Below are 11,885 nucleotides of genomic sequence, written 5' to 3'. Positions count from 1 at the left end.
CAAGTCGCTGTCGACGACATTTCGGTATTTCGAAGACACGCACGACGAGGACGCCAGGTAAGAAAAGAAAGGACGTGAACCGTACCGCATGATTCGACTCGAAAACGTAAACAAAGTGTACGACGACGGTTTTCAGGCGCTGAAGAACATCGATTTAACGTTCAAAGAGGGCGACCTGAACGTCTTGATCGGCCCGAGCGGCTGCGGCAAGACGACGACGATGAAGCTGATCAACCGCCTGATCCGTCCGTCTCAAGGCAAAATTACGGTCGGGGGCAAGGACATCTCGACGATCGATCCGGTCGAGCTGCGCCGCAGCATCGGGTATGTCATCCAAAGCATCGGCCTGTTCCCGCACATGACGATCGCCGCCAATGTGGCGGTCGTGCCGAAGCTGCTGAAGTGGGACGCGAAGAAAATCGAACGCCGCGTCGACGAGCTGCTCGATCTGGTCGGGCTCGACCCCGACACGTACCGCGGTCGATACCCGTCCGAGCTGAGCGGCGGGCAGCAGCAGCGCATCGGGGTCATCCGGGCGCTCGCGGCGGAGCCGGATATTATTTTAATGGACGAACCGTTCAGCGCGCTCGACCCGATCAGCCGGGAGCAGCTTCAAGACGAGCTCGTTCGCCTGCAGCAGGAGCTGAAGAAGACGATCGTCTTCGTAACGCACGATATGGACGAAGCGATTAAAATCGCGGACAACATCGTGCTGATGAAGGACGGCGCCGTCGTGCAGCAGGGCCGCCCGGAGACGATTTTACGGCACCCGGCGAACGAATTCGTCTCCAGCTTCGTCGGCAAGAAACGTCTGCTCGGGTTCGCGGAAGACATTCCGACGGTCGACGACGTCATGACGTCGCAGCCGGTAACGGCTTACCCGACGAGAGGATTGGCCGAAGCGGTCAAGATGATGCAGAGCAAGCGCGTCGATTCGCTGATCGTCGTCGACCAATGGAAGAAGCTGCGCGGCGCGGTGACGATCTACAGCGTGCTGGAGCATTATCGCGACGAAAGCAAGACGCTCGCCGACTTGGCGAAGCCGTTCCCGCATGTGGTGCCGTCGGGCACGCCGCTGCCGGAGGCGCTCCGCCTCATGACGGAGCAGCAGACGCCCTACGTGGCGATCGCCGACGGCGAAGGCCGGTTCGTCGGCATGGTGACGCGAGGCAGCGTCGTCAAGCATCTCGCCGACGTGTATCCGGCGCCGGAGGGAGCGTGACGCGCGCATGACGAACTATATCGAGTTTTTGATCGACCGGTATCCCGACGTGCTGAGCGCCGCCTGGGAGCATCTGACCATCTCCGGCATCGCGGTGCTGCTCGGCTGCCTCGTGGCCGTCCCGCTAGGAGCCTACTTATCCGGCAACCGCCCGGGTTGGATGAGATCGGCGGCGTTCGGCGCCGCGAACTTGTTCCAAACGATTCCGAGTCTCGCGCTGCTCGCCGTTTTGATTCCGCTCCTCGGCATCGGACTGAAGCCTGCGATTTTCGCGCTTTTCTTATACTCGCTGCTTCCGATCTTGCGCAACACGTATGCGGGGTTTCAGTCGGTGGACGCCGGCATCCTGGAGGCGGCCCGAGGCATGGGGTACAGCGCCGCGCAACGGCTGCTCCGGATTCAATTGCCGTTAGCATTTCCTTATATTATATCGGGCATTCGGGTGACGACGGTATACGTGATCAGCTGGACGACGCTGGCGACCCTCATCGGCGCCGGAGGACTCGGTCAATTGATCTTCTCGGGTCTCGGCGTTAACCGGCAGGAGCTCATTCTAACCGGGGCCGCGGCCGCCATTCTGCTCGCGCTGCTCGCGGATTTTCTGCTCGGGGCGATCGAGCGCCGCATCGGCCGCACGGCATAAGGAACATAAAATACTAGACATTCTAGGAGGATATCATTCATGAATAAGAAAATCGGCGTTATGCTTTTGTCGGTCGTTACGGCCGCCGCGGCGATCGGCTGCGGCTCCCAGGGAAGCGGCGGAGATACGATCAAGATCGGCACCCAAACGTACACCGAGCCGAAAATCGTCGCGGAGATGTATAAGACGCTGATCGAGGATCGAACGGACATCTCGGTCGAGATCGTACCGGATTTGGCTGCGAGTCCGGTCGTTATCAGCGCCTTGAAAGAAAACGAAATCCAAATGGCCTCCATATTGTATTCCGGCGAAATCTTTAACGGCTACTTCGACATCGAGCAGACGAAAGACCGCCAGAAGGTCATGGAGCAGGCGCAAGCGGGCTTCGACGAGCATTACGGGTTCCGTTGGTTCGACGGCTACGGCTTCGAAAACACGTACGGCTTCACGGTGCGTCCGGAAGTCGCGGAACAGCACGGGTTGGAAAAGGTTTCAGATCTCGCGGCCGTCGCCGGCGATATGCGTCTAGGGGTCGACACGACGTGGCTCGAGCGCGACAACGACGGCTACCGCGCCTTCGCGAAGCATTACGGCTTCGAATTCGGCCAGACGTTCCCGATGGAGATCGGTCTCGTCTACGAGGCCGTCGCGAACGAGGAAGTGGACATCGTCTTGGCGTATACGACCGATCCGCGCCTGAAGGAATTCGATTTGAAGGTGCTGGCGGACGACAAGCAGTTTTTCCCGCCGTACGACGGTTCTCCGGTCGTTCGGAACGATACGCTGGAGCAGCATCCGGAGCTGGCCGACGTCGTCAGCCTGCTCGTCGGACAAATCGACGCGCAGACGATGACGGGACTGAATTACGAGGTCGACGTCAATAAGCGCGACGCGGCCGAGGTGGCGAACGAGTTTCTGAAGGAGAGGGGCTTGATCGAATGACCGACTTTCTCGCGTACCTGACGAAAAACAGCGGCACGATCCTCGGCATGACCTTGGATCATATCGCGATGGTCGCGCTAGGCCTCGGGCTCGCGCTCCTCGTCGGCGTGCCCCTCGGCATGGTGAGCGCGAGACGCGAGCGCCTGGGGAGATGGATTCTCGGCGCGGCGAACGTCATTCAAGTGTTCCCGAGCCTCGCGTTGCTCGCGATGCTCATGATCGTCCTAGGCCTCGGCTTTAAGACGGTCGTCGTCGGTTTGTTTCTATATTCGCTGCTGCCGATCATTCGCAATACGGCCGTCGGCTTGAAGCAGGTGGAGAAAGGCGTAACGGAAGCGGGACGAGGCCTCGGCATGAGCCCTTGGCAGCTGCTCTGGAAGGTACAGTTCCCGCTGTCGCTGCCGTACCTGATGGCCGGCATTCGCGTGGCGGCGGTCATCGCGATCGGCGTCGCGACGATCGCCCCGCTCATCGGCGGCGGGGGCTTGGGCAAAGAAATTTACGCGGGCATTAACTTCCGCAACGATATTCGGATTTTCGCCGGCGCGGTGCCGGCGGCGCTGCTCGCCATCGCCGCCGATACGTTGTTCGGCCGTTGGGAGAAGAAGCTTAACGCCAGAAATGCTTAATGATACAAAAAAGCGCCTCCGGAATATTTTTTCCCGGGAGGCGTTTTTCTTGTCAACAGCGAGCGGGTTACGGCTTTAGCCGCATCTCCAGCGTCGCCCGCCAGCTGTCGGCCAGCGCCTCGACGGAGAGCAGCCTGCGAAGCCCAGCGGCGTCCGTCTTGTCCCGGTGCATGATCCGGTTCGCCTCCGCGACGGTGACGCCGGCCGGATGCGCCGTCTCCCGCCGCAGAGCGTCGCCGGCCTTCGCGGTCCCCGGCTCGAGCACGCGGAAGTAGAAGCCTGTGTAACCGGATTCGGCGACTTCCTTTTCCAAGGTAGGTCTCCCGTGTCTTGCCGACAGCTTAAAGCATGGCACGCGGGGCTGCGTAATTTGGAGGAGCGCTTCGCCCAAGCGGAACGTGTCCCCGACGTTCACGTCGGCTTCGAGCGCGCCGCGCAGGGTGAAATTTTCGCCGAACGCCCCGGGCGCGAGCGGCGAGCCGAGCACGTCCTCCCAGTAGGGATAATGCTCGAAGAAGTAGGCGCAGAGCGCCTTATCCTCGCCGCCGTGGTGAACGTCGTCGGCTTGCTCGTCGTTCGGCAGCGGCGCGGAACGCACCGGCACGGCGCCGGCGACGGACCGTTTGTCGATGGCGGTCAGGACTTCCCTGCCTTTGTACAGCATCGGCTTCGGCTTGCCTACATTGATCGATACGAGCTCGAGCTCCATCGCTTCGTTCGCCCCCTTCGGGTTCCCTTAACGGGACCTGATTATCGTATGGAGAAGACTGTACCACACGCCACTCCGCCTATCAAGGCTTCGACCTTGACATCCGGCTGCCGATGGAGTACACTAACCCATGTTGCTGTAAAGCGGAAGGCCTTGACGGGCCGACAGCGGAGCGGGAGGACGAACGGATGAAGGAACGAGAAACCGACGCTCTGGCGAAGACGAACCGGATCAACCTGTTGTTCGACTTCTACGAGCCGCTCCTGACGGAGAAACAGCGGACGTTCCTTACGTATTATTTTCACGACGATTATTCGCTCGGCGAAATCGCGGAGCAATTCGACGTATCGCGACAAGCGATTTACGAGCATATCAAGCGCGCCGAGACGGCGCTGGAAGAATACGAAAGCAAGCTTCAGCTGCTGGCGAGACACGAGCGCAGGCAGGCGGCCGCGGCGCGGATCGCGGACGAGCTGGGACGGCTCGAGGCGTCGCCGGAGACGGAACGAATGCAGGCGCTGCTGCGCGAGCTGATGACCGCGCTCTAAGCATCGAAGCGAAGCGAATGACGGAAGGAGGGATCGGCTACGATGGCGCCGTTCGAAGGATTATCGAGCCGCTTGCAGAGCGTATTCGGCAAGCTGCGAGGCAAGGGAAAACTGTCGGAGGACGACGTGAACGAAGCGCTCCGCGAGGTGCGGCTGGCGCTGCTCGAGGCGGACGTCAACTTCAAGGTCGTGAAGGACTTCATCGCGAAGGTGAGGGAGCAGGCGGTCGGTCAGACGCTGGAGAAGGGTTTTAATCCGGCGATGACGGTCGTCAATATCGTCAATAAGCAGTTGACCGAATTGATGGGCGGGACGCAAGCGAAGCTCGTTCGGTCGAACCGGCCGCCGACGGTCATTATGATGGTCGGCCTCCAGGGCGCGGGGAAGACGACGACGACCGGCAAGCTGGCGAAGCTGCTGCTGTCGCAAAACCATCGGCCGCTGCTCGTCGCGGCGGACGTCTACCGGCCGGCGGCGATCAAGCAGCTGCAGGTGCTGGGCGAGCAGGTGAAGGCGCCGGTGTTTACGCTCGGCGAGCAGGCGAAGCCGGTCGACATCGCGAAGCAAGGCCTTGCGCACGCGAAGGAGCACGGCAACGACTACGTGATCATCGATACCGCGGGCCGGCTGCACATCGACGAGGCGCTCATGGCGGAGCTGCACGACATTCGCGAAGCGACGAAGCCGGACGAAATTTTGCTCGTCGTCGACGCGATGACCGGCCAGGACGCCGTGAACGTCGCCGAGCACTTCAACGCCCAGCTCGAGCTGAGCGGCGTCGTGCTGACGAAGCTCGACGGCGATACGCGCGGCGGCGCGGCGCTGTCGGTCAAGGCGGTGACGGGCAAGCCGATCAAGTTCGCGGCGCTCGGCGAGAAGCTCGACGCGCTGGAGCCGTTCCATCCGGAGCGGATGGCGTCCCGGATTCTCGGCATGGGCGACATGATGTCGCTCATCGAGAAGGCGCAGGCGAACATCGACGAGGACAAGGCGAAGGAGATGGAGCGCAAATTCCGCAAGGCGGAGTTTACGTTCGAGGACTTCCTCGAGCAGATGCAGCAGGTGAAGAAGCTCGGTCCGCTCGAGAACATTCTCGAGATGCTGCCGGGCATGGGCAACCTGAAGCAGCTGCAGAACGCCAAGATCGACCCGAAGCAAATGTCGCGCACCGAGGCGATCGTGCTGTCGATGACGAAGCCGGAGAAGCAGGGGCTCGTCGTCATCGACGCGAAGCGGCGCAAGCGCATCGCGGCCGGCAGCGGCACGACCGTCGCCGACGTGAACCGGCTGCTCAAGCAGTTCGAAGATATGAAGAAGATGATGAAGAGCCTCTCGGGCATGATGGGCGGCAAGGGCGGCAAGCACATGAAGAAAATGATGAAGGGCGGCCGAGGCGGACTCGGCGGCGGCGGACGATTTCCGTTCTAAGCCCGGTTCCGGTTCGCCGGCAAGCCCGGTTCATCCTTTGAAGGAGGTGACAGTTTCATGGCAGTACGTATCCGTTTGAAGCGTATGGGCGCTCACAAGGCACCTTTCTATCGCGTCGTCGTATCCGACTCGCGTTCCCCGCGGGACGGCCGATTCATCGAAGAGATCGGCACTTACAACCCGCTCGCTTCCTCCGAAGCGGTAACGCTTGACGAGGAGAAGGCGCTCAAGTGGCTCCAAAGCGGCGCGCAAGCGTCCGACACGGTTCGCAACTTGTTCAGCAAGGCCGGCATTTTGACGAAGTTCCACGAGTCCAAGCTGCAGAAATAATCGCGGCTGCGCGGAGGTGCGAGATGGAGGATTTGGTACGAACGCTCGTCAGAGGGTTGGTCGATCATCCGGACGACGTGCAGGTGGCCGTGACCGAAGACGACGACTCCGTTCTCTACGAGCTGTCCGTTCATCCGGACGACGTTGGGAAGGTCATCGGCAAGGGCGGCCGCATTATTAAAGCGGTGCGCGTCGTCGTGACGTCGGCCGGCGCTCGGAGCGGCAAGCGAATCGCCGTAGAAATCGCATCATAATCGCTGGAAGAGGGTTAGGGCTCCTAGAGTCCTAGCCCTCTTGGTTATCCTAGTATGCTACGCTTGTAGGAAGAGCGGGGGACGTTCATGAAACCGAAATTGTTAACCGTCGGCAAAGTGGCCAATACGCACGGCATTCGCGGGGAGCTAAAGGTGTGGCCGGAGACGGACTTCCCGGAGCAGCGCTTTAAGGCCGGGAACGAGCTGCTGCTCGTCTCGCCCGACGAGTCCGTCTCGAAGCCGCTCGTCGTCGCCGCCGCCCGTCCGCAGAAGAACGTGTATTTGGTGAAATTCAAGGAGTTCGACGACATCAATCAGGTCGAGCCGTATAAAGGCTGGAGCTTGAAGGTGTCGGCCGAGCAACGGGCGAAGCTCGACCGCGACGAGTTTTACTTCCACGACATTATCGGCTGCGCGGTCAAGACGGAGGAGGGCGAGGACGTCGGCGTCGTTACCGACATTTTGCGGCCCGGCGCGAACGACGTGTGGGTCGTGAAACGGACGAACGGCAAGTCGGCGTATTTGCCGTATATCGCCGACGTGGTCGTCGGCGTCGACGTGCCGGCGAAGCTCGTCACCATTCGCCTGATGGAAGGCTTGCTCGAATGAGAATTGACGTGCTGACGCTGTTTCCGGAGATGTTCGAGGGGATGTTCTCGACGAGCATTATCGGCAAAGCCCGGGAGAAGGGCATCGTGACGCTGAACGCGATCAACTTTCGCGAGTTCTCGGGCAACAAACACAACACCGTCGACGATTATCCGTACGGCGGGGGCGGCGGGATGGTGCTGAAGGCGGAGCCGATTTTCAACGCGGTCGAGCATGTCGTCGCCTCGTGCCGCGCGGGCGCCGAAGCAGGCGCCGGGGAGTATGGCGGGGCGGCCGGCGGCGAGGCGGGCCTCGACGCCGGTCTCGACGCTGCACTCGACGCGAACGCCCCTGCCGCCGGCAAGCCGCCTCGCGTCGTGCTGATGTGCCCGCAGGGCGAGACGTACACGCAGAAGAAAGCCGAGGCGTTCGCGGCCGAGGACCATCTGATTCTCATCTGCGGCCATTACGAGGGTTACGACGAGCGCATTCGGGAGCACTTGGTCACGGATGAAATATCGATCGGCGACTTCGTGCTGACGGGCGGCGAGATCGCGGCTTGCGTCGTGATCGACAGCGTGACGCGGCTGCTGCCCGGGGCGCTCGGCAACGAGCTTTCCTCGGTGACCGACAGCTATAGCACCGGACTGCTCGAGCATCCGCATTACACGCGGCCCGCCGAATTCCGCGGCTGGAAGGTGCCCGACGTATTGATTTCCGGCCACCACGTGAACGTCGCCGCCTGGCGGCGGGAGCAATCGCTCTACCGCACCTGGCTTCGGCGTCCCGACTTGCTCGAGCGGGCGGAGCTATCGGATAAGGAGCGGGCGCTCGTTCGGCGGTGGGAGGAAGAGCGCGAGCGGTCCTAGCGGGGACGGCGCTTTACGGAACGCGAGTTTTCGGTTCGCTCTTGTCTTTTTCTGGGCTGTGTGATATGATCTTAGTTGTGTGTTTTAAGGCTTTACCGGAATATCGGGCGGTCCTCTACTCGCTGCGAACGACGCGATCGACGCGTCGGGAGCGATATGAACGCCTATGGCGGAAGGAGGTCAAACTATGAGCACTCTTATTCAAGAAATCACTCGCGAGCAACTCCGCAGCGATCTTCCGAGCTTTCGCCCGGGCGACACGCTTCGCGTGCACGTGAAGGTTAAAGAGGGATCCCGCGAGCGGATCCAGATTTTCGAAGGCGTCGTGATCAAGCGTCGCGGCGGCGGCATCAGCGAGACGTATACGGTTCGTAAGATTTCTTACGGCGTCGGCGTCGAGCGGACGTTCCCGTTGCACAGCCCGCGCGTCGACAAGATCGAAGTGCTGCGTCGAGGCAAAGTGCGTCGCGCGAAGCTCTACTACCTGCGCAACCTGCGCGGCAAAGCGGCAAGAATCAAAGAAATTCGATAAGCGATACCGGGGGGCTTGGCGTGAGAGATCACCCAGCCCTTTTTTCGTTCCTATTGCGCCGTGCCAGGATACCTAGCTGGGAGGAAGCGGTTCATGGAAGAGCAAGATGAAGTAAAAAACACGCCTCCGCCGTCGGAATGGAAGAAGGAAGCGGTCGACTGGGCGAAGGCGCTCGCCGTCGCGGGCGCGCTCGTGATCGTCATCCGATTGTTCCTGTTTTCCCCGTACATCGTGGACGGTCCGTCGATGCGGCCGAGTTTCCATACGGGGGAGCGCATTATCGTCAACAAGATTTTATACGATTTGCGCGAACCGCGGCGCGGCGAGGTCGTCGTTTTCCACTCGGGCTACGATGCGGATTATATTAAACGCGTGATCGCGGTTCCCGGCGAGACGGTCGAGGTGCGCGGCGACGTCGTGCTCGTCGACGGGGTTCGGCTGCCCGAGCCGTACATTCGGGCAGAGGTGGATGCGGCCGCCGCGTCGGGGGGAAGCTATAACCGAAAAGGAGACTTCGCGGCGCAAACCGTACCCGAAGGACATGTGTTCGTGATGGGCGATAACCGCTCGAATTCGCATGACAGCCGCGATATCGGCTTCATTCCGTACGAGGAGATCGTGGGGCGCGCGGACGTAGTCATCTGGCCGATCGGCGATATCCGCTTGATCGGGCACGAATAACGCACGAGACAGGCAGGCGAAGAAGCAATGACGATTCAATGGTTCCCCGGACATATGACTCGGGCCCGCAGGCAAATCGAGGAAAAGCTGAAGCTGATCGACGTGGCGATCGAGCTGCTCGACGCGCGCCTGCCGGCGTCGAGCCGCAACCCGATGATCGGCGACATCTTAGGCGCGAAGCCGCGGCTCGTCCTGCTGAACAAGAGCGATATGGCCGACCCGGCCGTTACCGAACGGTGGGTGGAGAAACTCGCGGCGGAGCAAGTCCGGGTGCTGCCCATCGACGCGAACGCCGGCACCGGCGTGAAGGAAATATTGCCGCGCGCGAAGGAGCTCATGGCCCCGAAATACGAGGCATGGCGGAAGAAAGGGATGGAGCCCCGCCCGATCCGCACGCTCATCGTCGGCATTCCGAACGTCGGCAAGTCGACGCTGATTAACCGGCTCGCCGGGCGCGCCGTCGCGGCGACGGGCGACCGTCCCGGCGTCACGAAGGGGCAGCAGTGGATCAAGTTCGGCAAGGAGATGGACTTGCTCGATACGCCGGGCATTCTGTGGCCGAAGTTCGACGACCCGCTCGTCGGTCTTCGGCTGGCGGCGACGGGCGCGATCCGGGACGAGGTGCTGCATTCGGAGGACGTCGCCTTCTTCCTCGCGAAGCTGCTGTGCGCTCGGTATCCCGGCGTATTCGCGGAGCGGTACGGCATCGAGACGCTGCCGTCGGACCTCGAGGACCCGCACCAGGTCGTGGAGCTGCTGGAGGGGATCGGCCGGCGGCGGGGCGCGATTATGAGCGGGGGCAAAATCAACCTCGCGAAGGCGTCGGACGCGTTCCTGCACGATCTTCGCACGGGCAAGCTCGGTCGCATCTCCTTGGAGACGCCGGACTCGGTGTGATCGCGGCCTGTCGACGGCCGATGCAGGCATTGTATGGAAAATTTAGGGGGAAGCTCGCCGGAGACGGGGAGCTTTTTTTGTTGTACAATCTCGATAATAAAGGTCAGGACCAAGGGAAGGAAGACCGGGGGACATGCTTACATACGAGAAAGAGCTTTGGAGCCGCGGCCTCGCCGTCGTCGCCGGCGTCGACGAGGTCGGCCGGGGCTGCCTCTTCGGCGACGTCGTGGCGGCGGCGGTCGTGCTGCCGCCCGGCTGCATGCTCGAGGGCGTCGACGATTCGAAGAAGCTGACCGAGAAGCAGCGGGAGGAGCTGCTGCCATTGATCGAAGCGTCGGCGGTCGCGATCGGCGTCGGCCGCGTGGACGCGGAGACGATCGATGCGATCAACATTCGGCAGGCGTCGCGGCTCGCGATGAAGAAGGCGGTGCGCGCGCTCGGGCTGACGCCGGAGCATCTGCTCGTCGACGCGGAATCGATCGAGTCGGAGGTGCCGCAGACGGCGATCATTCACGGGGACGCGCTGTCGCTGTCGATCGCCGCGGCGTCGATCGTCGCCAAGGTGACCCGCGACCGGCTGTGCCGGGAATGGGACGCGCTGTATCCCGAGTACGGCATCGCCGGGCACAAAGGGTACGCGACGAAGCTGCATCGGGAACGGCTGCTGGCGTTCGGCGCGACGCCGATGCATCGCCAGTCGTTCCTCGGCAAGCTGTTCGCGGCGCAGCTCGAGCAGCTGGAGCTGTTTTAAGGTTAGCTGCTCGGACAGGTTTCGCGGAACTCTAACGAATCGGCGGGGTTTCGTCGATAATATCGATAATGAAACATAGAGAGGGGATGCGGCGAGGATGGACATCGGACGCGCGATGCGCGCGGCGGTCGGCGAGGCGGCGACGACGGCCTCGGAAGCGAAGGCGGTGGAGCTGCGTCCGGGGCAAGTCGTTCGAGGCGTCGTGGTTCAGCAGCTGCCGGACAACGAGGCGGTGCTGAACGTCGGCGGCGGGCTCGTGCGGGCGAAGCTGGAGTCGCCGATTCCGGTCGGGCAAGCGGCGGTGTTCCAGGTGCAGCCGGACGCGGGCTCGCAGGTCGCGGTGCTGAGGACGCTCGCGGCCGCGACGACGGAGGTTGTCGCGGAGACGTTCGTCGACGTGCTGAAGAGCTTCGGCATGAAGGACACGCCCGCGAACCGAGCCGTCGTGCGCGTCTTGCACGAGGAGGGCGCGCCGATGTCCCGCGCGACGAACGCGGCCGTCGCTGCGGCGGTCGAAGCGTTGTCGCCGTCGCCGGGCGAGGCGGACGCGCTGCTCCGCGCCGCCGCGACGGCGGTGAAGCGCGGATTGCCGGTAACGGCCGAGACGGTGCGCGCGCTCCATACGGCGATGCACGGTCCTTCGGCGACCGAGCTGCACCGCGCGCTGGAAGCAGGCGCGCGCGAGGCGCTCGCTTCGCCGCAGGCGAGCCCGGCCGCGAAGCAGGCGGCGGTGCGGCTGCTCGAGGTGCTGCAGCGCGCCGACGCCCTCGTCGGCGAAGCGCTGCGCCCGCAGCCGGACCCGGCCGGGGCGGCGCGCGCGGCCGCGGCGCCCTCCGCCGGCGTCGCGCCAAGCGCGGCGCCT

15 protein-coding genes and 1 pseudogene are annotated in these 11,885 nt (G+C 62.7%); 15 read left to right on the top strand and 1 reads right to left on the bottom strand.

Translation table 11 applies throughout. From position 1 onward, the window contains the following. Positions 1-88: 88 nt before the first annotated feature. Genes VEZ38_RS19540 through VEZ38_RS19525 form a run of 4 tightly spaced genes read left to right on the top strand, consistent with a single transcriptional unit; the run spans position 89 to position 3,436 of the window. The gene (locus VEZ38_RS19540) at positions 89-1,222 is read left to right on the top strand and encodes a betaine/proline/choline family ABC transporter ATP-binding protein (RefSeq protein ID WP_324896530.1); all 1,134 of its coding nucleotides are present in this window, start codon (positions 89-91) and stop codon (positions 1,220-1,222) included. 7 nt (positions 1,223-1,229) lie between these two features. Next, positions 1,230-1,865: an ABC transporter permease gene (locus VEZ38_RS19535; protein ID WP_324896528.1), complete on the top strand. Its 636-nt coding sequence runs from the start codon at positions 1,230-1,232 to the stop codon at positions 1,863-1,865. A 39-nt stretch (positions 1,866-1,904) separates the two neighbouring features. Continuing rightward, positions 1,905-2,807 (top strand): glycine betaine ABC transporter substrate-binding protein, encoded by a 903-nt coding sequence (locus VEZ38_RS19530; protein ID WP_324896526.1) that lies wholly within the window; start codon positions 1,905-1,907, stop codon positions 2,805-2,807. After that, entirely contained in the window at positions 2,804-3,436 is a 633-nt protein-coding gene (locus VEZ38_RS19525; protein WP_324896525.1) for an ABC transporter permease, read from the top strand. The genes VEZ38_RS19530 and VEZ38_RS19525 overlap by 4 nt, the downstream gene beginning before the upstream one ends. A gap of 67 nt (positions 3,437-3,503) precedes the next feature. Here the strand turns inward: VEZ38_RS19525 and VEZ38_RS19520 are convergent, their stop codons facing one another. Continuing rightward, the gene (locus VEZ38_RS19520; RefSeq protein WP_324896523.1) at positions 3,504-4,145 is read right to left on the bottom strand and encodes an MOSC domain-containing protein; all 642 of its coding nucleotides are present in this window, start codon (positions 4,143-4,145) and stop codon (positions 3,504-3,506) included. Between the two features lie 188 nt (positions 4,146-4,333). Here VEZ38_RS19520 and VEZ38_RS19515 point away from each other — a divergent pair, with 188 nt between their 5' ends. The 11 genes and pseudogenes from VEZ38_RS19515 to VEZ38_RS19465 form a co-directional block, all read left to right on the top strand. Beyond that, positions 4,334-4,693: a putative DNA-binding protein gene (locus VEZ38_RS19515; RefSeq protein WP_324896521.1), complete on the top strand. Its 360-nt coding sequence runs from the start codon at positions 4,334-4,336 to the stop codon at positions 4,691-4,693. A gap of 42 nt (positions 4,694-4,735) precedes the next feature. Further along, on the top strand, positions 4,736-6,121 hold the full coding sequence (ffh, locus tag VEZ38_RS19510) for a signal recognition particle protein (RefSeq protein ID WP_324896519.1): 1,386 nt from the start codon (positions 4,736-4,738) through the stop codon (positions 6,119-6,121). A gap of 57 nt (positions 6,122-6,178) precedes the next feature. Next, positions 6,179-6,451 (top strand): 30S ribosomal protein S16, encoded by a 273-nt coding sequence (gene rpsP / locus VEZ38_RS19505; protein ID WP_324896517.1) that lies wholly within the window; start codon positions 6,179-6,181, stop codon positions 6,449-6,451. 23 nt (positions 6,452-6,474) lie between these two features. After that, positions 6,475-6,705: a KH domain-containing protein gene (locus VEZ38_RS19500; protein ID WP_324896515.1), complete on the top strand. Its 231-nt coding sequence runs from the start codon at positions 6,475-6,477 to the stop codon at positions 6,703-6,705. An 87-nt stretch (positions 6,706-6,792) separates the two neighbouring features. Next, a complete protein-coding gene (rimM, locus tag VEZ38_RS19495) occupies positions 6,793-7,314 on the top strand; it encodes a ribosome maturation factor RimM (RefSeq protein WP_324896513.1) in 522 nt (173 codons plus the stop codon). Further along, a complete protein-coding gene (gene trmD, locus VEZ38_RS19490) occupies positions 7,311-8,162 on the top strand; it encodes a tRNA (guanosine(37)-N1)-methyltransferase TrmD (protein ID WP_324896511.1) in 852 nt (283 codons plus the stop codon). Before rimM ends, trmD begins: the two co-directional genes overlap by 4 nt. A gap of 187 nt (positions 8,163-8,349) precedes the next feature. Beyond that, positions 8,350-8,694: a 50S ribosomal protein L19 gene (rplS, locus tag VEZ38_RS19485; RefSeq protein WP_324896509.1), complete on the top strand. Its 345-nt coding sequence runs from the start codon at positions 8,350-8,352 to the stop codon at positions 8,692-8,694. 93 nt (positions 8,695-8,787) lie between these two features. Then, positions 8,788-9,375: a signal peptidase I gene (gene lepB / locus VEZ38_RS19480; protein ID WP_324896507.1), complete on the top strand. Its 588-nt coding sequence runs from the start codon at positions 8,788-8,790 to the stop codon at positions 9,373-9,375. Between the two features lie 27 nt (positions 9,376-9,402). Further along, entirely contained in the window at positions 9,403-10,272 is an 870-nt protein-coding gene (gene ylqF, locus VEZ38_RS19475) for a ribosome biogenesis GTPase YlqF (RefSeq protein ID WP_324896505.1), read from the top strand. Between the two features lie 133 nt (positions 10,273-10,405). Then, on the top strand, positions 10,406-11,023 hold the full coding sequence (locus tag VEZ38_RS19470) for a ribonuclease HII (RefSeq protein ID WP_324896503.1): 618 nt from the start codon (positions 10,406-10,408) through the stop codon (positions 11,021-11,023). A gap of 97 nt (positions 11,024-11,120) precedes the next feature. Continuing rightward, positions 11,121-11,885, top strand: a pseudogene (locus tag VEZ38_RS19465) (hypothetical protein); the annotation flags it as partial.

This window comes from Paenibacillus sp. (genome assembly GCF_035645235.1).
GTDB lineage: Bacteria > Bacillota > Bacilli > Paenibacillales > YIM-B00363 > Paenibacillus_AE.
This window is presented reverse-complemented; position numbering and strand designations above follow the sequence as displayed.

What these genes read in the sequence shown, in the direction of transcription:
- VEZ38_RS19540 (WP_324896530.1), top strand. Translation starts at nt 89, where the DNA reads ATGATTCGACTCGAAAACGTAAACAAAGTGTACGACGACGGTTTTCAG.
- VEZ38_RS19535 (WP_324896528.1), top strand. Translation starts at nt 1,230, where the DNA reads ATGACGAACTATATCGAGTTTTTGATCGACCGGTATCCCGACGTGCTG.
- VEZ38_RS19530 (WP_324896526.1), top strand. Translation starts at nt 1,905, where the DNA reads ATGAATAAGAAAATCGGCGTTATGCTTTTGTCGGTCGTTACGGCCGCC.
- VEZ38_RS19525 (WP_324896525.1), top strand. Translation starts at nt 2,804, where the DNA reads ATGACCGACTTTCTCGCGTACCTGACGAAAAACAGCGGCACGATCCTC.
- VEZ38_RS19520 (WP_324896523.1), bottom strand. Translation starts at nt 4,145, where the DNA reads ATGGAGCTCGAGCTCGTATCGATCAATGTAGGCAAGCCGAAGCCGATG.
- VEZ38_RS19515 (WP_324896521.1), top strand. Translation starts at nt 4,334, where the DNA reads ATGAAGGAACGAGAAACCGACGCTCTGGCGAAGACGAACCGGATCAAC.
- ffh (WP_324896519.1), top strand. Translation starts at nt 4,736, where the DNA reads ATGGCGCCGTTCGAAGGATTATCGAGCCGCTTGCAGAGCGTATTCGGC.
- rpsP (WP_324896517.1), top strand. Translation starts at nt 6,179, where the DNA reads ATGGCAGTACGTATCCGTTTGAAGCGTATGGGCGCTCACAAGGCACCT.
- VEZ38_RS19500 (WP_324896515.1), top strand. Translation starts at nt 6,475, where the DNA reads ATGGAGGATTTGGTACGAACGCTCGTCAGAGGGTTGGTCGATCATCCG.
- rimM (WP_324896513.1), top strand. Translation starts at nt 6,793, where the DNA reads ATGAAACCGAAATTGTTAACCGTCGGCAAAGTGGCCAATACGCACGGC.
- trmD (WP_324896511.1), top strand. Translation starts at nt 7,311, where the DNA reads ATGAGAATTGACGTGCTGACGCTGTTTCCGGAGATGTTCGAGGGGATG.
- rplS (WP_324896509.1), top strand. Translation starts at nt 8,350, where the DNA reads ATGAGCACTCTTATTCAAGAAATCACTCGCGAGCAACTCCGCAGCGAT.
- lepB (WP_324896507.1), top strand. Translation starts at nt 8,788, where the DNA reads ATGGAAGAGCAAGATGAAGTAAAAAACACGCCTCCGCCGTCGGAATGG.
- ylqF (WP_324896505.1), top strand. Translation starts at nt 9,403, where the DNA reads ATGACGATTCAATGGTTCCCCGGACATATGACTCGGGCCCGCAGGCAA.
- VEZ38_RS19470 (WP_324896503.1), top strand. Translation starts at nt 10,406, where the DNA reads ATGCTTACATACGAGAAAGAGCTTTGGAGCCGCGGCCTCGCCGTCGTC.